This window comes from Pseudomonas sp. GD04019, from assembly GCF_029837695.1.
Lineage (GTDB): Bacteria > Pseudomonadota > Gammaproteobacteria > Pseudomonadales > Pseudomonadaceae > Aquipseudomonas.
On record NZ_JAOEEA010000005.1, the window covers coordinates 301,269 to 322,793 of the forward strand.

The following is a 21,525-nucleotide window of genomic DNA, read 5'->3' on the forward strand; positions in this document are numbered from 1 at the left end:
TATGAGAGTCGCGCCAACGGCCTTGCTGGCTGCCATCGGCCTCGGCCTGGCCAACCCCGCTGCGGCTGCCGATACGGATCAGCTGCTGCAGATCGCCAAGGAGGCCTATGTCTACGGCTACTCGCTGATCACCACGGAAGTCACCCGCGTGCAGATGACCAACGTGGCCAAGGTGGACAACGAGCATGCGCCCATGGGCCAGTTCATCAACGTCAAGCGCTATCCGCCGGCCGGGTACCGCGGCGTGTCGGCACCCAATGCCGATACGCTCTACTCGATCGCCTGGGCGGACCTGAGCGAGCCGCAGGTGTTCAGCCAGCCCGACATGGGCAAGCGCTACTACCTGATGCCGATGTACGACCTGTGGATGACCATCTTCCACTCGCCGGGTGCGCGCACCGCGGGCGGCTCCGCGGCCAACTACCTGCTCACCGGCCCGGGCTGGCAGGGCGAGGTGCCGGCGGGCATGGTGCAGATCAAGTCCGCCACCCGCAAGATGCTGATTCTGGGGCGCACCTACGCCGATGGCAGCGACCAGGACTACCAGGCGGTCAACGCCCTGCAGGCGCAGCTCAAGCTCACGCCGCTGTCCGCCTGGGGCAAGCCCTATGCGCCCAAGGCCGCGCCGGTGGACCCCGATCCGGGCTTCAGCATGACGGCCAAGCCGCAGGAAGTGATTCTCGGCATGAGCACCGAGAGCTACTTCAACAAGCTCGCCACGCTGATGTGCGAGGACGCGCCGCCGGCTGCCGAGGATGGCCCGATCCTGGCGCGCATGGCCAAGCTGGGCATCGAGCCGTGCAAGCCGTTCGTGCTGAGCAAGCTGGACCCGGCGCTGCAGAGCGTCCTGCAAGACCTGCCCGCCACGGCCCTGAAGGAGATCGGCGCCAGCCAGCCCTCCCTGGGCAGCAAGGTCAATGGCTGGACCTATACCAAGGGCCTGGGTGTCTACGGCGACAACTACATGAAGCGTGCCGTGGTCGCCGCCTTCGGCTGGCCGGCGAATGTGCAGCAGGACGCCGTCTACCCTTACGCCACGGTCGACAGCAGCGGGCAGAAGCTCAATGGCGCCCACCGCTATACCCTGACCTTCGCCAAGGGGCAGACGCCGCCGGTGAATGGCTTCTGGTCCATCACCATGTACCAGATCGACCAGGGCTGGTGGTTCGTGCCCAACCCGCTGAACAAGTTCACCGTCAGCCCGCGCAACGACCTGCAGTACAACGCCGATGGCTCGCTGACCCTGTACTTCCAGCATGAGTCGCCCGGCAAGGACAAGGAGGCCAACTGGCTGCCGGCGCCGAAGGGCGACTTCCTGCCGATGCTGCGCATGTACTGGCCGCAGGATAAGAGCCCGTCGATCCTCGACGGCAGCTGGACGCCGCCCCAGATCATCCGCGCCGAATAGCCTCCGCAACATGGGCCCCGACGCGTCTGCGCCGGGGCCTGCCGCTCTCTCCAGCCTGGCGATTTCGGCCAGGGCTGCTCGCTCGTTTCCCTGCGATTCGCCGCCGCCCCCCGTCACTGGGGGGGAAGCGCGGGCCGCGACTGCCTATGTTGTGCCCCATGCTGTCGCGGCGTGGCCAAGGCCTGCGCGTGCCGGGAGCGACCATCCGAACAAGAACAACTGGAGCGATGCCGTGCTGGGTTTGATGCAGGACCACCCCCTACTTATTTCCTCGGTGCTCGAACATGCACTGCGTTCCCATCCAACGGCGCAGATCGCCTCGCGCACCGTGGAAGGGCCCATGCACCACTGCACCTACGCCGATGTGGGGCGCCGTGCCAAACAGATGGCCAATGCCCTGACCAGGCTCGGCATCGAACCCGGCGAGCGCATCGGCACCCTGGCGTGGAACGGCTATCGGCACATGGAGCTGTACTTCGCGGTGTCCGGCATGGGCGCCGTGCTGCACACCATCAACCCGCGCCTGTTCCCCGAGCAGATCGAGTTCATCGTCAGGCATGCCGAAGACCGCGTGCTGTTCTTCGACCTGAGCTTCAGCGCCCTGGTCGAGCAGCTGGCCCCGCACCTGCCGGAGGTGAAGGCCTTCGTGGCGATGACCGAGCGGCGCCATATGCCGGCCATCCAGGTGCCGCGCCTGCTGTGCTTCGAGGAGCTGATCGCCGAGGAGAGCACGGAGTTCGCCTGGCCGTCCTTCGACGAACGCCAGGCCTCGTCGCTGTGCTACACCTCTGGCACCACCGGCAATCCCAAGGGCGTGCTGTATTCCCACCGTTCCTCGCTGCTGCATTCGCTGGCGCTGTGCACGTCCGATGGCTTCGGGCTTTCCTCGGCGGACTCGGCGCTGCTGGTGGTGCCCATGTTCCACGTCAACGCCTGGGGCATGCCCTATGCCGGCGCCATGAGCGGCGCCAAGCTGGTGTTGCCGGGGCCGGCCCTGGACGGGGCGAGCATCTACGAGCTGATGCGCAGCGAGCGGGTGACCCTGGCGCTCGGCGTGCCCACCGTGTGGATGATGCTGCAGCAGCATGTCGAGGCCCAGGGGCTCGTGCCGGCCGACGAGCTGTGCCTGGGGCGCGTGGTGATCGGCGGGGCGGCGGCGCCGCGCAGCCAGGTCGAGCGTTTCGAGCGTGATTTCGATACCCGGGTGATGCATGCCTGGGGCATGACCGAGATGTCGCCGCTGGGCACCGTCTGCAACCCCTTGCCCAAGCATGCCGGCGCCGATCTCGAGGCGCGCCTGGATCTGCAGGCCAAGCAGGGCCGGGCGCTGTTCGGCGTGACCCTGAAGGTGGTCGACGACGACGGCGTAGAGCTGCCGCGCGACGGCCGCTCGGCCGGTCACCTGCTGGTGCAGGGGCCGTGGATCGCCAGCCACTACTACCGCAGCGACGAGCCGATCCTGGACGCCCAGGGCTGGTTCGATACCGGCGACGTGGCCACCATCGATGCCGATGGCTACATGCAGATCACCGACCGCGCCAAGGACGTGATCAAGTCCGGTGGCGAGTGGATTTCCTCCATCGACCTGGAGAACGCCGCGACCGGGCATCCGGCGGTCGCCGAGGCGGCGGTCATCGGCATTCCCCACGAGAAGTGGCAGGAACGGCCGCTGCTGGTGGTGGTGCTGAAGCCGGGCCGGATGGCGAGCAAGGCGGAGCTGCGCGAGTTCCTCGCCGAGCGCGTGGCCAAATGGTGGCTGCCGGACGACGTGGCCTTCGTCGACGAGCTGCCGCACACGGCGACGGGCAAGCTGCAGAAAATGAAGCTGCGCGAGCAGTTTCGTGGCTATGTCTTGGCGGAGGGCTGACACGAAGAGGTGTTTCCCGACTGGCAAACCGCAGGCAGATGCAACAATACTGCGCAGCACGAGATTTTTTCCCTGCCAGAGGCGCTGTAAGTGGAAAGAATGGAGCCTGAGCTGGTACTCAAGACCACGCCGCCGAGGAGCCAGAAGGCCGCCTTTCGCCGCGAGCGCCTGAGCCTGGACATGGACGAACTGGCCACGCGCACGGCGCTATCGGTGCACGCGCCGGCCGGCTTCGGCAAGACCTGGCTGCTGTCGCAGTGGCGCCGCGAACTGCTGTCACGCGGCGCGGTGGTGGCCTGGCTGACGCTGGATGGCCGCGACGACAGCGTGCGCTTCGTCCAGGGGCTGGCCGCGGCCATGCTGGTGGCCAGCGGTCGGCCGGCGTTTGCCAGTTCGGCCAACCAGGCCATGAGCCGCCGCGATGCCCTGGGTGACCTGACCGAGTGGCTGGCGGAGGTGGCCGACCTGGGCGGCGAGGTGGCGCTGATTCTCGATGAGGTGGATGCGCTGCCCGATGCCACCATCCGCGAGGCCCTGACCTACCTGCTGCACAACGCCCCGGCCAACCTGCGGGTGCTGATGGCCTCGCGCCGCCGCCTCAACCTGCAGGCGGCCGAGCTGCAGGCCCGCGGAGTGTTCCTGGGGCTTGGCCTGGACGCGCTGCGCTTTCGCGTCGACGAGACGGTCGCCGTGCTCGCCAGCCGTTTCGGCGAGGGCCTCGATATCGATCTCAAGGTGCTCCTGCATGAGCTCACCGAGGGCTGGCCGCTGGGGCTGCAGCTGGCCGTGGCGGCGATCGAGAGAAGCGCCGGGGCCGAGCGCGCCATTCACGAGCTCAAGGCCTGCAGCGGCGACATCCAGCGCTATTTCGTCGACAGCCTGGTGGCGAAGCTGCAGCCGGAGCAGGTCGATTTTCTCACCTGCATCGCCTTGCCGGAGACCCTGCATCCCGAGCTGTGCGTGGCCCTGACCGGCAACCCGCAGGCGGCGCAGATGATGGCCGAGCTGTGCGCCAGCACGCCGATCTTCTCCGAGGGCCTGGGCAGCGACTGGGTGCGCATCCATCCGCTGGCCCGCGAGTTCCTGCAACAGCGCGTGGCCCTGCTGCCGGCGGCGCGCCGCTGCCAGCTGCACCAGCGCGCCGCCACCTGGCTGGAGGCGCGCGGCTTCTTCGAGGAGGCCGCCCACCACTACCTGAGCGCGGAGCTGCCGGCGCAGGCCTACAACATGATCGAGCAGTGCCTGTACGAGATCATGCTGCGCGGCCAGTTCAACCGGGTCATCGAATGGATCGGCGAGCTGCCCGCCGAAGAGGTGGAGTCGCGCCCGCGCATGTGCCTGGCGGCGGCCTGGGCCCTGGCCATGAGCGAGCGCTCGGCGCAGGCCCGGCATCTGATCGTCAAGCTGCAGTCCGATCCCTCGGTCGACGAGGAGGCCAGTTGCGAGGCGGCGGCCATCGCCTCGGCGGCGGCCTATTTTGCCGACCGGCCGGACGAGTCGCAGGCCATCATCGGCCGCTGGACCGAGTCCCCGCCCAAAGGCTCGATCAAGGTGCAGGCCATCGTGGCCAACCAGCAGGCGCGCCTGGCGCTGTTCCGCGGGCAGCCGGAGGCGGCGCGGCGCATCTGCCGCAAGGCGCCGCAGTACAGCTGGACCGAGGGCCTGGATGCGATTCGCGGCTTCGCCGAGTGGGTGATCGGCGTTACCTACCTGTGGGAGGGGCGCATGCTGCCGGCGGCGGAATCGCTACGCAGCACCCTGCAGCACGCCGAGCAGGACATCGGCCGGCGCAGCTCGGTGGCGACCTTGCTGGCCAGCTCCCTGGCGGCGGTGTTGCTGGAGCGCGACGAGCTCGGCGAGGCGACCACGGTGCTGGCCAACCGGCTGGATGTGGTCGAGCGCCTGGCCAGCCCCGATGCCATCGTCTTCGGCTTCGTCACCGCGGCCCGCCTGGCCGGGCTGCAGGGGCAGGCGCACCGCAGCCATGATCTGCTCGAGGCGCTGCATGCGCTGGGCGACGAGCGGGGCGTGCCGCGCTTCTGCATGGTCTCGCTGGGCGAGCAGATCCGCCTGCACGCGCTGCAGGGCAGGGCGGATACCTGCCAGGTGCTCTGGCGCCGGTTCGAGGAGGTGATTCCGCCGTGCTTCCAGGACCCCGAGAGCCTGCTGGCGCCGGAGTTGCGCCTGCATGCCGGGGTCGCCCGCGCCTATGTGCTGCTGGCGCAACGCGGCTGGCCGGAGCTACTGGCCACCGCCGTCGAACTGCACGAACTGGCCAGCCGGATGCGCCGTGGTCGCGAACTGGTGCAGGCCCTGCTGTTCAAGGCCCTGGCCCTGCACGAGAGCGGCCGCGACGGCCAGGCCAGCCTGCAGGAGGCGCACAGCCTGGCGCAGGAGTACGGCATGCGCCGGGTGCTGGTCGACACCCTGCCGCCGCAGGCGCGCTGGGGCGCGGCGCTGGAGGCGGCCGAGCCCCTGGCCGCTGCGCCGAAAGCGCCGGTGGCCGAGCCCGCGGCCCGGGTGACGGCGGCCAAGGTGGTCTCCAGTCGGCTGCTGACGCCCAAGGAGCAGGAGGTCCTTCAGCTGCTGGCCCGCAACCTCTCCAACAAGCAGATCGCGCTCGCCCTCAACGTGGGCGAGGAGACGGTCAAGTGGCACCTGAAGAACCTGTTCGGCAAGTTCCAGGCCGGCACCCGCCGGCACGTGGTCGATCGCGCCTTCATGCTCGGCATCCTGGAGGCGGAGCGCTAGCCCCGCGGTACGTTCGGCGTAGCGCCTGAGCCGCGCCCCCACCCCCCATCGCCGCAGTGCGTCCCCCCATACGCTGGGGGGGGAATGCCTGCGTCACGCGCATACCTTCTCCCTACAGATTCAGTGCCCGCCGCGATCTTCCGGCGGGGCCGACCTTGGGGAGCAAACATGCCGCAACGAGTGCTGATCGCAGGGGTAGGGGTGACACCCTTCAGCCCACTGACCGCGCGAGCCTCCCTGCCCGAGCTGGCGGGGCGGGCCGTGCGGATGGCCCTCGAAGACGCGCGCATCGACTACGACCTGATCGACCAGGTGTTCATGTCCAGCGTGAATACCGCCGTCGGCGTCAGCGAACAGCTGCTGATGCAGATCGGCCTGTCCGGCATCCCGCTGTTCTGCATGCGCGACGGCGGCGTGTCGGCCAGCACCGCGGTGCACCTGGCGCGCAACAGCATCCTCGCCGGCGAGGCCGAGGCGATCCTGGTGCTCGGCTTCGAGGACCTGCAGGCGGGTACCTCCAAGAGCATGTTCTTCGGCCTGGACAACTTCCCCGGCGATGACGGGAGCGAGCTGATCCGTCCCGGCGACCCGCTGAGCATGCTCGCCCAGCGCGATCATCCGGCGGCCCTGTACGCCGCGCAGATGAGCTGGCTGCAGGCCCACATGGGCCTCACCGAGCAGTGCGTGGAGCGGGTTCTGCAGCGGGCCCGCACGCAGGCCCGCCTCAATCCCGGCGCCCTGGCCGATGCCTGTGAGCCTGGCGAGTGGCTGCCGCCCTACCTGTGCCCGCCGGCCTGTGGCGCCGCCGCGGTGCTGCTGTGTTCGGAGGCGTTCGCCGGCCGCTACGGCTCGCGCGGTGGCGTGGCCATGCTCGGCAGCGCCCGGGCCAGCGAGACGCTCTCCGAACTGGCGGCCGGCAACCTGCTCGACGTCCTCGGGCGCGCGGCAACGCGGCGCGCGGCCGCCCAGGCCTATGCCCAGGCCGGGGTCGGGGTCGAGGATCTCGACGTGGTCGAGCTGCACGACCAGAGCGTGGGCGACTACCTGGTGTTCAGCGCGGCGCTGGGCCTGTGCGAGGAAGGGGAGATGGGCGAGTTCGCTCTGCGTACGCAGACGAAGCCAGTCGTCTGCCCCTCGGGAGGGCTGCTCGGATGCGGCCTGGTGCCAGGGGCCAGCGCCCTGGCGCAACTGGCGGAGCTGGTGCGCCAGCTCCGTGGCGAAGCGGGAGCGCGGCAGGTGCCGGGGGCCCGTGTCGGCCTCCAGCACAGCGCCGCCGTCGGGCGTTCGGTCACGGTCACGATTCTCCAGCGGGTCTGAGGCCGAGCGCAGCATTCATAACCACACAGCGAGTATCACGATGAACAACAAGAACAATAAAACCTGCCACCACCTGCGGCCGAGCCTTCTGGCCTCGGCCGTGCTGGTCGGCCTGGGCAGCTTGCCCGCCCATGCCTTCGAACTCGACACCGGCATCGAAGACCTCCAGGTGCGCTTCGACAACACGGTCAAGCTCAACTATGCCCAGCGCGTGGAAAGCGCCAACTCCAAGCTGGCCAACTCCTGGAACAACAACGACGGCAACCGCAACTTCTCCGCCGGCAGTGCGGTGTCCCAGCGCATCGACGTGCTGCACGAACTCGACGTGGTCTATCGCCGCCAGTTCGGCTTCCGCGTCAGCGGCAACTCCTGGTACGACCATGCCTACGACGATGTCGGCAGCGCCAATGCCTCGACCAATCAGTACGAGGACGGCGTGGCCGATTCGCGCGGGCTGAGCAGCTACGCCGACCGCTATTTCAACGGTCCTTCCTCGGAAGTGTTGGACGCCTTCGTGTTCGGCAGCGTGGAGCTGGGCGAAGAGTCGCTGCTCAGCGGCAAGGTCGGTAGCCATACCCAGTACTGGGGCGAGACCATCCTGGCCTTCGCCCACGGCAACAGCTACGGCCAGTCCGGCCTGGACATCGCCAAGGCCCTGGCGGTACCGGGTACCGAGGCCAAGGAGCTGTTCATTCCGCGCAACCAGATCTCGATGAACTTCCTGGTGAACCCGGAGCTGTCCTTCGGCGCCCAGTACTTCCTCGACTGGGATGCCTCGCGCCTGCCCGAGTCCGGTACCTACCTGGGCTTCAACGACGCCATCCAGCACGGCAGCGACGACCTGTCGCTGATCGCCCAGGGCAACCCGATGTTCGGCGTGCTGCCGGGTGCACCGCAGTTCCTGCGCCTGACCGGGGGCCACACCTACACCCCGGACAAGCGCGGTGACTACGGCCTGATGGCCAAGTGGAGCCCGGAATGGCTCGACGGCACCCTCGGCCTGTACTACCGCAACACCTCCGACATCCTGCCCAACCTGGCCCTGCAGGTGGGCGCGATCGGCCTGCCGCAGCTGCGCTCGGGCGTGGTGGGGGAGTACAACCAGTTCTACGTCGACGACATCGACGTGTACGGCCTCAGCCTGTCGAAGAACATCGGCGGCGTCAGCGTCGGCGTGGATGTGAACTACCGCGAGAACATGCCGCTGGCCAGCGTCCCGGCCAACGTCAACCCGCTGGCCCCGGCGGGCAAGCCGGGCTTCGTCAGCAGCTTCGACGGCGAAGACGGCGTGGCCCGCGGCAACACCGTGCACGCGGTGGTCAACGGCCTGACCACCTTCGCCGACACCCCGGTATGGGACGGCGCCTCGCTGCTGATGGAACTGGCGTACAGCCGCTGGCTGGACGTGACCGACAACGAGCAGCTGTTCAAGGGCGAGGACTGGTACCGCGGCGTCGACAAGGTCACCCGCGACAACTTCGTGCTCGGGGTGAACTTCACGCCGACCTGGTACCAGGTCTTCCCGGGCGTCGATATCCACCTGCCGATGACCTACAACGTCGGCCTCAGCGGCCACTCGGCCGTGCAGCTGGGCGGCAACGAGGACTCCGGCAGCTACTCGGTCGGCGTCGGCATGGACGTGCGCAACCAGTACCGCTTCGACCTCAAGTACGTGGACAACTTCGGCCCGTTCGACACCTGCGAGTCGACCACCGACGGCGCCGCACCGGGTGCCAACGGCCTGTACAACTGCGCGCCGGGCCAGACCACCGCGTTCGCCGGCACCCCGGCGCAGCTCAAGGATCGCGGCATGGTCACCTTCACCTTCAAGACAACCTTCTGACCCATTCTCCAGGAGATCAGCAATGGCCCTTATCAAATCCCTGATGGTCAGCGCGCTGTCGCTCGCCGTGGTCGCAGCCGCCCAGGCCGCCGTTTCGCCGGAGCAGGCCGCCCAGTTGGGGCAGAGCCTCACCGGCGTGGGTGCCGAACAGGCCGGCAATGCCGATGGCAGCATCCCCGCCTACAGCGGTGGTCTGACCACCCCGCCGAGCGGCTACCAGGCCGGTAGTTCCATGCGTGTGGACCCCTTCGCCGGCGACAAGCCGCGCCTGGTGATCGATGCGAAGAACGCGGCCGAGCAGGCGGACAAGCTCACCGCGTCCTCCCGCGAGCTGTTCAAGCGCTTCCCGACCTTCCGCATGGACGTCTACCCCAGCCACCGCACCGTCGCCCTGCCACAGCGCCTGCTCGACAACACCCGCAAGAACGCCACCGCGGCGCGCACCACCGGCGAGGGGCTGGCGCTGGAGAATGTGCTGCCGGGCGTGCCGTTCCCGATCCCCGGCGATGGCAACGAGGCCATGTGGAACCACCTGCTGCGCTACCAGGGACACGCGCTGAACTCCAAGTACGACTCGTGGAACGTCGATGCCTCGGGCAACGCCTCCCTGGCCACCACCGGCGACGCCTACCTGGAGTACCCGCTGTTCGACCCGGCGCGCAGCGACGTGCCGGCCAAGCCGGACGACCTGTTCTTCAAGTCCAAGCTGTACTACCAGGGCCCGGCACGTCGCGCGGGCGAGGCGATCCTGCTGATCGACGCGGTGAACCCGCTGGAGAAGCCGCGCCGCGCCTGGCAGTACCTGCCTGGGCAGCGTCGGGTGAAGATGGCCCCGGACATCGCCTATGACACGCCGAACCCCGGTTCCGCCGGCAGCTCGACCTACGACGACGCCTGGGTGTTCAACGGTGCCATGGACCGCTTCGACTTCAAGCTGGTGGGCAAGAAGGAAATGTACGTGCCGTACAACACCTACAAGCTCAACTACCACCCGAACGCGGCCGACATCACCACGCCGAACCACGTCAACCCGGACCTGATGCGCTGGGAGCTGCACCGGGTATGGGTGGTCGAGGCCACGCTCAAGCCGGGCAAGCGTCACATCTACAGCAAGCGCACCTTCTACCTCGACGAGGACAGCTGGATCGCCCTGGCTTCCGATGAGTTCGATGCGCGCGGCCAGCTGTACCGCGGTGCCTTCGCCCACATGGCCTACAGCTACGACGCCCAGGCGCCGAATTCGGACAACCACATGTTCTACGACTTCGTTTCCGGCAGCTACAACATCACCGGCATCTACGGTCCGCACGGCGGCGTGAAGTACATCAAGCCGCTCTCCAAGGCCCAGTGGTCGCCCGACTCCCTGGCCGGCACCGGCATCCGCTGACGCCGTGCCACGCCACCGGGGCCCGACGGCCCCGGTGGCCATCAACGAGATCGACTCATGAATATTCTCAAGTGGGCCCTGCTGACCGGCCTCGCGGCGGCGCTGAGCGCGCCGTTCTGCCGGCCGGTGGTGGCGCAGGGCTTCGTCGACGTGCTGGACAGCCCCGCGCAGTCCAGCCACCTCGCCCAGCACGGCCTGCTCGTAGGGCTGGCCGGCGCCGGCGAGCGCCTGGTGGCGGTCGGCCAGCGCGGCCACATCCTCTATTCCGACGACGGCGGCGAGCGCTGGCAGCAGGCCAGCGTGCCGGTCAGCTCCGACCTGGTGGCGGTGCACTTTCCCTCCGCCAGCCATGGCTGGGCGGTCGGCCACGACGGCGTGGTGCTGCACAGCGCCGATGGCGGCGCGAGCTGGCAGCGCCAGTTCGACGGCCGTCAGGTCGGCCCCAGCATGCTCAGCCACTACCGCGAGCTGGCGCGTGCCGCCCCCGACGATCAGAGCCTGGCCGCGCTGCTGCACGAGGCCGAGCGCATGACCGCGGAGGGCGCCGACAAGCCCTTCCTCGATGTGTGGTTCGAGAACGAACGGCAGGGCTATATCGTCGGCGCCTTCAACCTGATCTTCCGCACCGAGGATGGCGGGCGCAGCTGGACGCCCTGGATGGAGCGCACGGACAACCCCAGCGCGCTCAACCTCTACGCCATCCGTCCGGCCGCGGGTGAGCTGTTCATCGCCGGTGAGCAGGGGCTGCTGCTGCGCCTCGACCGCGCCAGCGGACGTTTCGTGCCCAGCCCGACGTCCTATGCCGGCAGCTTCTTCGGCATCCTCGGTACACCCGATGCGGCGCTGGTCTACGGCCTGCGCGGCAACGTCTTCCGCAGCGTCGACGGCGGCGCCAGCTGGAACCAGGTCGAGATCGGCCTGCCGGTGAGCATCACCAGCGCTACCCGCTTCGCCGACGGCCGCCTGGCGCTGCTCAGCCAGGCCGGCCACCTGCTGCTCAGCAGCGACAACGGCGCCAGCTTCCAGCTGCAACCGCAACCCGCCATGGCCCCGGTCGCCGCCGCCCAGGCTGCGACGCACGGCGCGCTGGTGCTGGCCGGTACACGCGGCGTGCGCCGGCTGCTCGTGGAATGACGGAGACATACGCAAATGGGTAATTACGAGCACGACGGCATGCCGGTGGTGCGGGAGCTGCAGGGCTTCGATCCGCGCACCGGCAGCCTGCTGGAACGCATCATCTTCAACAACCGCCTGCTGGTGGTGCTGGCCTGCATGCTGATCACCCTGGCTCTGGGCTACCTGGCGGCGACCCGTCTGACGCTGACCGCCAGCTTCGAGAAGATGCTGCCGCAGAGCCAGCCCTTCATCAGGAACTACCTGGATAACCGCGACTCGTTGCGCGGCCTGGGCAATTCGGTGCGGGTGGTGGTGGAGAACACCTCCGGCGACATCTTCGACCCCGCCTACCTGCAGGCGCTCAAGGAGATCAACGACGAGCTGTTCGTCACTCCCGGCGTCGACCGCGCCTGGATGAAGTCGCTGTGGACTCCGGCGGTGCGCTGGACCGAGGTGACCGAGCAGGGCTTCCAGGGCGGCCCGGTGATGCCCGACTCCTACGACGGCTCGGCGGAAGGCGTCGAACAGCTGCGCATGAACATCGCCCGTTCCGGCATCGTCGGCAGCCTGGTCGGCAACAACTTCCGCTCCAGCATGATCTTCGTGCCGCTGCTGGAGAAAGACCCGGTCAGTGGCCAGGCCATCGATTACCACGCCTTCTCCAAGGTGCTCGAGGACAAGCTGCGGGCCCGCTACGAAGGGCAAGCGGACGGCACGCTCAAGGTCCGCGTGATCGGCTTCGCCAAGCTGATCGGCGACCTGCTCGACGGCCTGCTGCAGGTCATGGCCTATTTCGCCGCGGCGGCGGCCATCGCCACGGCCATCATCTACGCCTACACCCGCTGCGTGCGCAGCACCGCGCTGGTGGTGTGCTGCTCGCTGATCGCCGTGGTCTGGCAACTGGGGCTGGTGGCGGCGTTCGGCTATGCGCTGGACCCGTTCTCGATCCTGGTGCCGTTCCTGGTGTTCGCCATCGGCGTGTCCCACGGCGCGCAGAAGATGAACGGCATCATGCAGGACGTCGGGCGCGGCACCCACCAGCTGGTGGCGGCGCGCTACACCTTCCGCCGCCTGTTCCTCGCCGGCCTCACCGCGCTGCTGGCCGACGCCGTGGGCTTCGCCGTGCTGATGCTGATCGACATCCCGGTGATCCAGGACCTGGCGGTGACCGCCAGCGTCGGCGTGGCGGTACTGATCTTCACCAACCTGGTGCTGCTGCCGGTGTTGCTGTCTTACCTGGGCGTCAGCCAGAGCGCCGCCGCGCGCAGCCTGCGGCATGAGCAGGAAGAAGGCCGCGGCCGTGGCCTGGGCGCACTGTGGAGCGGGCTCGACCGTTTCACCGAGCGCCGCTGGGCAACCGTCACCCTGCTGGTGGCGACCGTGCTGGCGGTGGCCGGCTTCGTCGTCGCCCTGCAGCTGAAGATCGGCGACCTCGACCCCGGCGCCCCGGAGCTGCGCGCCGACTCGCGCTACAACCTGGACAACGCCTACATCACCGCCAATTACTCGCTGTCCAGCGACCTGTTTGCGGTGATGCTGAAGACGCCGAAAGAGGGCTGCCTGAAATACGAGAGCCTGATCGAGGCCGATCGCCTGGGCTGGCTGCTGCAACAACAGACCGGGGTGCAGACCACCGTGTCGCTGGTCAACGCGGTGCGCCAGGTCACGGCCGGCTCCTACGAGGGCAACCCCAAGTGGCTGACCATCGCGCGCAACCAGGACGTGCTCAACTACGGCGCCCAGCAGGCCTCGGTGAACAACCCGGAACTGTTCAACACCGACTGCTCGATGATGCCGGTGGTGGCCTACCTGAGCGACCACAAGGCCGAGACCCTCGATCACATGGTCAAGGTGGCCGAGCAGTTCGTGCGCGAGCACAGCACCGAGCAGCGCCAGTTCCTGCTGGTGGCCGGCAGCGCCGGCATCGAGGCCGCCACCAACATCGTGGTGCGCGAGGCCAACCGCATCATGCTGCTGTACGTCTACGCCGCGGTGATCCTGCTCTGCTTCGTGACCTTCCGCAGCTGGCGCGCGGTGCTGGTGGCGGTGCTGCCGCTGATGCTCACCTCGATCCTCTGCGAGGCGCTGATGGTCTGGCTGGGCATGGGCGTGAAGGTGGCCACGCTGCCGGTGATCGCCCTCGGTGTCGGCATCGGCGTCGACTACGCCCTGTACCTGCTCAGCGTGCAGCTGGCCCAGCAGCGTGCCGGCGTGCCGCTGGCGATGGCCTATCGCAATGCGGTGGCCTTCACCGGCAAGGTGGTCGCCCTGGTCGGCGTCACCCTGGCGGCGGGCGTGGTCACCTGGGCCTGGTCGCCGATCAAGTTCCAGGCCGACATGGGCATCCTGCTGACCTTCATGTTCATCTGGAACATGATCGGGGCGCTGGTGCTGATTCCCGCGCTGTCGCACTTCCTGTTGCGGAAGGCTCCCTAGGGGAGGGTGGTGCCATGCGCCGGTGGCTGCTCTGGGGTGGGTTGATGTGCAGCCTGGCCGCCTGGGCCGAGACGCCGGCGCCGCCGGACCGCCTGCGCATCTGCATCAGCGACCATGCCTATCCGCCGCTGACCTTTCCGCACCGCGACGGCCAGGCCCAGTACCTGATCCGGCGTGCGGCGGGCCAGCTGGGCTGGCGCGTCGAGTTCGTCGTGCTGCCCTGGCGGCGCTGCCTGAAGGCGGTTACCGCGGGGGAGGTCGAGGGCGTGGCCACGGTCGCCGATACCCCGGCCAACAGGGTCCGGCTGGCGATGCCGCTGCGCCGTGGCCTGGCCAACCCGGCCAGGGCCGTGGGCGAAGTGGTCGCGGTGGTGATCAAGCGCCCTGACAGCCGTGCCGACTGGGACGGCACGCGCTTCATCGGCCTGCACTCGCCGGTGATCCACGAGGCCGGCATCTCGGCCTTCACCGCGCGCCTGGCCGAGCTGGGCCAGCCCGGCCTCGACAGTGCCCATACCCCGGAACAGCTGCTACGCATGCTGCTGGTGGGGCGCGCGGAGATGGCCCTGGGCCTGGAGCCGCGCACGGGCGAATTGCTGCAGACCGCCGAGTTCTCCGGCTTGCAGCGCCTGCCTCAGCCGTTCCTGCGCAGCAGCACCTACCTGGCTTTCAACAAGGCCTTGTATGCCCGCGAGAAGGTGCGGCTGGAGCGCGTCTGGCAGGAGATCGGGCGTATCCGCGCCTCGGCCGAGTGGCCGCAGCTGGCATTGCGCATCTATCCGGGCGAGGTGGGCGACTAGCCCCCCCGAGCCGGGGGAGGTGCGCGGCGCCGATAGCCGGTTTCATGCCCCATCACGTCATGCGAGGGAACGGATATGCGGCTGGGTGCACTGTTGTTGCTGGGATGGCTGTACGCGATGAACGCCGTTGCGGACGAGCAGGTGCAGCAGCACCTGCACGAGCTGCGCACGCGCAGTTCGCTGCTGTGTTCCAGCGCGCTGCTCTACTTCAACCCGGCCCTGGAGGCGCAGGATTCCCGCGCCCTGGCGTCCAGCTACGACAGCCTGAACCTGCTGGCGACCCGCGTGGTGCAGCTCGGCCAGCCCGAACCCGTGCTCACACAGCTGCGCGACATGCAGCGCCTGTTCAAGGATCTCGAACGTCTGCCCCGCCAGCAGGCGCAGCAGTATCCGCCACTGCTGCTGCGGCTGTTGCGCGTGCAGCGCGAGATGGATGTCTGGGCCGATCAACAGCTGGCGGCGGGCGGCGCCGCGGCCACCCCTGCACAGCTGCGCCAGCACAGCCTGGGTATGGCGCGCCTGCTGCTGGACTATCAGGCGCGCAGCTATCCCTTCGTCGACGGCGAGTACCAGGGCCTGGCCCAGGCCGAACGGCAGGCCCTGGACCAGGATCTGCAGCAGGGCCTGCGCCAGTTGCAGGAGGCGGATGCGGCGCAGGCCGAGACGCTCGGCAGGGTGCGCAAGGGTTATCGCTTCGTGCGCTCGCAGATCCTGGCGAACGCGCCGCGGGAGTCTTCGGGAGGCGTGGAGTTCTACCTGGCCCGGGGCATCGTCGACCTCGACGAGCTGGCCGTCCAGATCGGCCAGGTCGGCCAGTAGCGAGATCTACAGCTTGATCAGCAGCGGGCCGTTGAAGGCCTGCATGATCAGCTCGGCCGGCTGGCCATGGGCGATCAGCTGGGCCATGGCGTTGAGGTAGGGCGTGACATGGCGGAAGTAGTGCTTGTAGCCCGCGCACAGGTAGTTGAGCCCGGGTTTGCCGTCCGGCGTTTCGCTGAAGCGGTTCTTCGGGCACTCGCCGTGGCAGGCGAACAGGTAGTCGCAGTGGCGGCAGTAGTCGGGCAGCGCCTCTTCCTTGGCCGCACCGAAGGCCTGCTGGGCGGGGGAGGCTAGTAGCTCGGCCGGGTCCTGTTCGCGGATGTTGCCGAGGCGGTACTCGGGGTACATGTAGTGGTCGCAGGAATACAGGCTGCCGTCGTGCTCGACGATCGCCGCCTTGCCGCAGCGCGGGGCGAACAGGCAGACGCTGGGCGGCAGCTGGCACCAGGCAGCCAGGGCCCACTCGAAGTTCATCACGTGGATGGTGCCGACATCGTGGCGCACCCATTCATCGAAGATGGCGGTGAGAAATTCGCCGTAGGCCTCCGGCGCCACGCTCTGCGCCGTCACCAGCGCGTCGGCTTTGTGCAGGTCGTGCAGGCGCAGCTCGGGCGGGGTGGCGAACTGCTGGCCGCGCGCCGCATCGGGCGTCGTCGGGGCGCGTTCGACCACCGGGTTGAACTGGATATGGCGAACGCCGGACTCCTTGAGAAAGCGGTACACCGCCAGCGGTTGCTGGGTGGTATCGCGCGTCACGGTGACCAGCACGTTGTACGGCACCGCGTGCTTTTGCAGCAGCGCCAGGCCGCGCATCACGTCGTTGAAGCTGGAGCGGCCGCGCTTGTCCGGCCGGTGCAGGTCATGCAGCTCGCGTGGTCCGTCGAGGCTGATGCCGACCGTGAAACCCTCGCGGGCCAGGAAGGCGCACCAGTCCTCGTCGAGCAGGGTGCCGTTGGTCTGCAGGGTGTTGCGGATGGTCTTGCCGTTGGCGAACTCGCGCTGGTAGGCCCGGGCGCGCTGGAAGAACTCCAGGCCCAGCAGGGTGGGCTCGCCACCTTGCCAGGTGAACTCGACTTCCGGGCTGCGCTGCGCGGCGATATAGCGCTGCACATAGGCGCGCAGCACCTCGTCGGCCATGCGGAAGCGGTTGCTCGGCGGGTGCAACTGCTCCTTCTCCAGATAGAAGCAGTAGTCGCAATCGAGATTGCAGATCGGCCCGACGGGCTTGGCCATCAGGTGCATGCCCTGCTGCAGGTCGCTCATGGCGTGGCCTGCGGTCTCAGAGGTAGCCGATCTTGCGCGCATCCTTGAGCACGATGCGTCGCAGCAGGCCGACCGAGAGGCGCCTGAGCTGGAAGATCAACCGGGCGAAGGGGCCGACCAGGACCAGGTCACGGCCCTGCTGCACCGCCTGCACCATGCTCTCGGCCACCAGCTCCGGGTCGCAGCCCTTGCGCTGGTAATACTGCTGCAGGCGGCTGATCTGCTCCGTCTTGACGGAGGCGGCCATGTTCCTGCGGTTGGCGACTATCGGCGTGTTGATCACCCCCGGGCACACGGTGGTGACCCGTACCTGGGTGTCGCTCAGCTCCATCTTCAGCACTTCGCTCAGGCCGTAGACCGCGTGCTTGGAGGCGGCGTAGGCGGCCATGCTGGGGGATGGGAACAGGGCGGCAGCCGAGGCCACGTTGATCACCTGGCGCGGTCCGCCGGCCTCGATCATGCGTGGCAGGAAGCAGTAGCAGCCGTGCACCACGCCCATCAGGTTGATGTCCAGCACCCGTGGCCAATGGTCCAGGTCGCTGTCGAGGAAGCGCCCCAGGTAGCCGACGCCGGCATTGTTGATCAGCACATCCAGCGCGCCCTGGGCGACGTGGATGCCGGCGGCCAGTTCGGCCATGGCGGTGGCGTCGGTGACGTCGATTTCATAGCTGAAGCATTGGCCGCCGGCGTCGACTATCTGCTGGCTCAGTGCAGCCAGGCCGCTGCTGTCGATGTCGCACAGCAGCAGGACGGCGCCGCGCCGGGCGAAGGCCAGCGCGGTGGCGCGGCCGATGCCGGAGGCCGCTCCGGTGATCAGGACTTTCTTGTTGTTCAGGTCGGCGATGGCCATGGTGTTCTCCGTGGGCCGCGCATGACGCGGCCCGCTGTGGTCAGGGCAGATAGCGGATGTGCAGGTCGCGCACGCTGCCGTCGAAGGCGAACGGCGCGCGCTCGAAGTAGTCCAGCGCCACCGGCGAGCCGAGGTCCTGCGCCACGTCGAAGGTCTCGCTGGCGGTGAAGGTCAGCGGCGGAGAGAAGGGCGTCGTGCCGCTGGCCACTTCCTCGCCATTCACCAGCAGGCTCAGTTGCACCGGGGCGCCGGGCTTGGCAGCGGTGGCCTGGGTGCGCACCTCGATGCGCACCGGCCCGGCGGCCAGGGGGCGCTCGGCGCGCAGCTTGATGCGCGCCACGGCCATCGCGTTGTACTCGTAGACCACGTGGCCCTTGTCGAGATACAGCGTCACCCCGCCGCCTATGCCGCCCAGCGCGTAGATCACGCCGCTGGCGTTGTCCGGTAGCTCGACCTCGGCGCTCACCAGGCTGCTGCGGTTGCGCAGGTTGGGCGCGGCGAACTCCGGCAGGCGCTTGACCTGCGCGCTGAAGTGCCATTCCTGGGGCCCGTTGCCGGCCAGCACCGAAGGATCGAGGAAGGGGTACAGCCCCGCGCCGATCGGGTAGACGTGATTGGCCTTGGCCTGGGCATCGAACTCCGCCTTGAGCTCGGCGAGCTTCTCCGGGTACTTGTCCGCCACGTCGGTGGCCTGCGAGTAGTCGCTGCTCAGGTCATACAACGCCCAGCGGTCGTTCTGCGGGTTCCAGCCCATGAACTGGGCAAAGCCCTGCACCCAGGGTTTGCGCGGGCCGAACACCGAGGCCATCCAGCCGTCCTTGTAGATGCCGCGGCTGCCGAGCACTTCGAAGTACTGCGCCGGCTTGCGTGGCTCGGCGGCGGCATCGGCGAAGGTGTAGCCCATGCTGACGCCGTCCAGCGGGTCCTGAACCACGCCATTGACCGACTTCGGCGGCGCGATATCGAGGATGTCGTAGACGGTCGGGGCGATGTCGTTGACGTGGTGGAACTGCTGGCGGACCTGTTCGTCCGCCGCGATGCGCTTTGGCCAGGACACCGCCAGCGGTGTGCGGGTGCCACCGAAGTAGCCGGCGACCAGCTTGGTGCCGGGGAAGGGACCGGAGCCGGCCCAGGCCCAGCTGGCGTTGTACATGTTCTCCAGCTTGGCGCCGCCCAGCGCCGACAGGCCGCCGTACATGCCGTCGAGCACCTTGAGCTGCTGTTCCTTGGGGAAGGGGATGCCGTTCTGCGCGAGCAGCTCGTTGATGGTGCCCTCCATGCCTTCGGCGGAGGCGCCGTTGTCGCCGAACACATAGAACACCAGGGTGTTGTCGCGCTCGCCCTGGCGCTCCAGCTCGTCGAGCAGCTTGCCGGCCTGGGTGTCGGCATGCTCCATGAAGCCGGCGTAGACCTCCATCAGGCGCGCCTGGTAGCGCTTCTGCTCGGCACTGAGGCTGTCCCAGGCCGGCAGCTCCGCCGGACGCGGCGTCAGCTTGGCGTTCTGGGGAATGAAGCCGAGGGCCTTCTGGCGCTTGAAGGTCTCTTCCCGGTAGCTGTCCCAGCCGCCATCGAACTTGCCCTTGTACTTGTCCGCCCAGGTCGCGTTGACCTGGTGCGGGCCGTGCACGGCGCCCGGCGTCCAGTAGAGGAAGAAGGGCTTGCTGGGGGCGTAGGTCTGCTGTTCCTGCAGCCAGTCCACGGCCTGCTCGGCGAGGTCCTCGCTGAGGTGGTAGCCCGGCTCGTGTGGCGGCTCGATCGGCGTGGTGTTGCGGTACAGGCGCGGCTCGTATTGCGAGGTCTCGCCGGCCAGGAAGCCGTAGAAATATTCGAAGCCGTAGCCACTGGGCCAGGTGTCGAAGGGGCCGACGGCCGTGGTGTCGTGGGTCGGCGTGTTGTGCCACTTGCCGAAGGCTGCGGTGCTGTAGCCGTATTGCTTGAGCACTTCGGCCATGGTGGCCGAACTCTTGGGAATTTCCCCGGTGTAGCCGTCCCAGTCGGTGGCCAGCTCTGCGATCACGCCGTTGCCCACCCGGTGGTGGTTGCGTCCGGTGAGCAGCGCGGCGCGGGTTGCCGAGCTGATGGCAGTGGTGTGGAAGGCGTTGTAGCGGATGCCGCTGTCGGCGACGCGGCTGAGGGTCGGCGTATGGATGCCGCCGCCCACCGTATCGGCCTGGGCGAAGCCGGCGTCGTCGAGCATGATCACCAGGATGTTCGGCGCATCCGCCGGCAGGTGCGACTGCGCCTGGCGCTTGGCGTGGCGCGACTCCTTCAGGGTGGGGCCGGCGTCACTCGCCGAAGGCGTCGGCGGGAAGGGCAGGCTGTCCTGCGCCATGGCGGCAGGGGCGCCGAGCAGCGTGCCGATTGCCAGGGCGATTTCTCCGGCACAGGGCTTCTTGGTCATCTGGGCATCCGTCTTGATGTTCTATGGCAAAAGCCCGCAGGCCGTTGAGCGCTGCGGGCTGCTGGTCGGGTCGGGTCAGACCGAGAAGCTGGTGATGTCCTTGGCTTCTATGCCGTTGGCCTTGCAGTAGGCCAGGTAGCGCTCGACGCCCGACTTCCAGTTCTCGATGGCGAACAGGTTGTCGTTCTCGTCGAAATACAGCAGGTCGCCCTGGACGATGTTCAGGGTGATGATCTCGTCGCCGTACTCGGCCAGAGCCATGGGGGTGTGGCTGGTGCCGGCGGTCTCGAAGACCACGCCGCCTTGCTTGGAGATCCAGTCGTGCTCGAGGTACTTCCAGGCGCCCTTGATGGTGTAGACGATTACCGTGCCGGAATGATGGTGCTTGGGCATGGTGACGCCGGCGGGCGACTTGAGCAGGGTGATGGTCTCTCCGCGCACCGGGTCGCACTTGATGTATTTGACGAAGACCTCGTTGCTATAGGGGGCAAACGGCACCCAGGGCAGGTCTTCGTCGTTGATGGCGGCGGTGTCGATCGATTCGTACAGCATGGCAATGCTCCTCGGCTCAGGCATGGCGTGAATTGGAATGCTGGCGAGGATTCTGCGCAGGAGTGGGGCGCCTTACCCCCCTCTTGTCGGGTGGTTTCAGGGCGCGGGGCCAGGGGCGGTTTGGGGGGAAGTTGTTCAAGCACCCACAACGACGGTGGCTGTCTGTCGGAGCAGGCATGGGTGAATGGTTGCTTGCGCTCGGAGCGGACGTTGCAGCCGCTGACTTACGCGACTTGGCGCAATCCGAGTCGAAAAACTCATCCGGTTGGTCGACGAACTGCAGCGAATGCTGCAGATGGGTAACCAGCGGACGAATTGCTCAATGACGGCAGTCCTTGCCGGCTCGTTAGCGTACGGTTACCCTCTCTAATACCCTATCTAGAGGCCTCGGAGCTGGCCAGCATGCAGAGCAATAGCAGCCCAAGCATGAGTTTGCTCTTGGATGAGTGGCGAAAGGCTCAGCGCGAGGTTGAGCTTTATATTTTCGAAAACTATCCCATCGATACGCCTGATAAAGAGCTTGCCCTGCGTCAGCTAGCGTTAGCGGCTGCCGAAGCCGAAAAGGCGATTAGGGCGTATGTGCGAGTCAGTCCCTCCACCTGTCAGCGCTAAGCGGACTTCACGTCATCCTGTCGCGAGTCACGGAAAAACCACCAGTTCAGTTTTGAATCGCAGAGCGAACATGGACGGCTCTCGAGGTCTGCGTACGCCACGC

General features: G+C 67.8%; 15 protein-coding genes. 11 read left to right on the top strand and 4 right to left on the bottom strand.

Annotation, left to right across the window (positions count from 1 at the left end; translation table 11 throughout):
- The first annotated feature begins 1 nt into the window (after nt 1).
- From N7607_RS10755 to N7607_RS10800, 10 genes are all read left to right on the top strand, one after another.
- Nucleotides 2–1,408 (top strand): DUF1254 domain-containing protein, encoded by a 1,407-nt coding sequence (locus N7607_RS10755; RefSeq protein WP_279866838.1) that lies wholly within the window; start codon nt 2–4, stop codon nt 1,406–1,408.
- A gap of 232 nt (nt 1,409–1,640) precedes the next feature.
- On the top strand, nt 1,641–3,275 hold the full coding sequence (locus N7607_RS10760; protein WP_279866837.1) for a 3-(methylthio)propionyl-CoA ligase: 1,635 nt from the start codon (nt 1,641–1,643) through the stop codon (nt 3,273–3,275).
- Between the two features lie 99 nt (nt 3,276–3,374).
- Complete coding sequence (locus tag N7607_RS10765; RefSeq protein WP_279866836.1) at nt 3,375–6,026, top strand: LuxR C-terminal-related transcriptional regulator; 2,652 nt, start codon at nt 3,375–3,377, stop codon at nt 6,024–6,026.
- A gap of 168 nt (nt 6,027–6,194) precedes the next feature.
- Nucleotides 6,195–7,343, top strand: a complete 1,149-nt coding sequence (locus tag N7607_RS10770; protein WP_279866834.1) for an acetyl-CoA acetyltransferase — start codon at nt 6,195–6,197, stop codon at nt 7,341–7,343.
- A 40-nt stretch (nt 7,344–7,383) separates the two neighbouring features.
- On the top strand, nt 7,384–9,186 hold the full coding sequence (locus N7607_RS10775; RefSeq protein ID WP_279866832.1) for a DUF1302 domain-containing protein: 1,803 nt from the start codon (nt 7,384–7,386) through the stop codon (nt 9,184–9,186).
- A gap of 22 nt (nt 9,187–9,208) precedes the next feature.
- Complete coding sequence (locus tag N7607_RS10780; protein WP_279866830.1) at nt 9,209–10,573, top strand: DUF1329 domain-containing protein; 1,365 nt, start codon at nt 9,209–9,211, stop codon at nt 10,571–10,573.
- Nucleotides 10,574–10,630: 57 nt separating this feature from the next.
- Nucleotides 10,631–11,707, top strand: a complete 1,077-nt coding sequence (locus N7607_RS10785) for a YCF48-related protein (RefSeq protein WP_279866828.1) — start codon at nt 10,631–10,633, stop codon at nt 11,705–11,707.
- A gap of 15 nt (nt 11,708–11,722) precedes the next feature.
- The gene (locus N7607_RS10790; protein ID WP_279866826.1) at nt 11,723–14,125 is read left to right on the top strand and encodes an MMPL family transporter; all 2,403 of its coding nucleotides are present in this window, start codon (nt 11,723–11,725) and stop codon (nt 14,123–14,125) included.
- A gap of 14 nt (nt 14,126–14,139) precedes the next feature.
- A complete protein-coding gene (locus N7607_RS10795) occupies nt 14,140–14,925 on the top strand; it encodes a hypothetical protein (RefSeq protein ID WP_279866825.1) in 786 nt (261 codons plus the stop codon).
- A gap of 75 nt (nt 14,926–15,000) precedes the next feature.
- On the top strand, nt 15,001–15,744 hold the full coding sequence (locus N7607_RS10800) for a hypothetical protein (protein ID WP_279866824.1): 744 nt from the start codon (nt 15,001–15,003) through the stop codon (nt 15,742–15,744).
- Nucleotides 15,745–15,750: 6 nt separating this feature from the next.
- Here N7607_RS10800 and N7607_RS10805 read toward each other — a convergent pair whose 3' ends face one another.
- The 4 genes from N7607_RS10805 to N7607_RS10820 all read right to left on the bottom strand — a co-directional run bounded on the left by N7607_RS10805 (nt 15,751) and on the right by N7607_RS10820 (nt 20,810).
- Nucleotides 15,751–17,007: an anaerobic sulfatase maturase gene (locus tag N7607_RS10805; RefSeq protein ID WP_279866823.1), complete on the bottom strand. Its 1,257-nt coding sequence runs from the start codon at nt 17,005–17,007 to the stop codon at nt 15,751–15,753.
- A gap of 16 nt (nt 17,008–17,023) precedes the next feature.
- A complete protein-coding gene (locus tag N7607_RS10810; RefSeq protein ID WP_279866822.1) occupies nt 17,024–17,857 on the bottom strand; it encodes an SDR family NAD(P)-dependent oxidoreductase in 834 nt (277 codons plus the stop codon).
- A 40-nt stretch (nt 17,858–17,897) separates the two neighbouring features.
- Nucleotides 17,898–20,258, bottom strand: coding sequence for an arylsulfatase (locus tag N7607_RS10815; protein WP_279866821.1), 2,361 nt, complete (start codon nt 20,256–20,258; stop codon nt 17,898–17,900).
- A gap of 75 nt (nt 20,259–20,333) precedes the next feature.
- Nucleotides 20,334–20,810 carry a 2,4'-dihydroxyacetophenone dioxygenase family protein gene (locus tag N7607_RS10820; protein ID WP_279866820.1) on the bottom strand — a complete coding sequence of 159 codons (477 nt, stop codon included), beginning with the start codon at nt 20,808–20,810 and terminating at the stop codon, nt 20,334–20,336.
- A 402-nt stretch (nt 20,811–21,212) separates the two neighbouring features.
- Between N7607_RS10820 and N7607_RS10825 the strand changes: the two genes are divergently transcribed.
- On the top strand, nt 21,213–21,422 hold the full coding sequence (locus N7607_RS10825) for a hypothetical protein (protein WP_279866819.1): 210 nt from the start codon (nt 21,213–21,215) through the stop codon (nt 21,420–21,422).
- Nucleotides 21,423–21,525 lie beyond the last annotated feature (103 nt).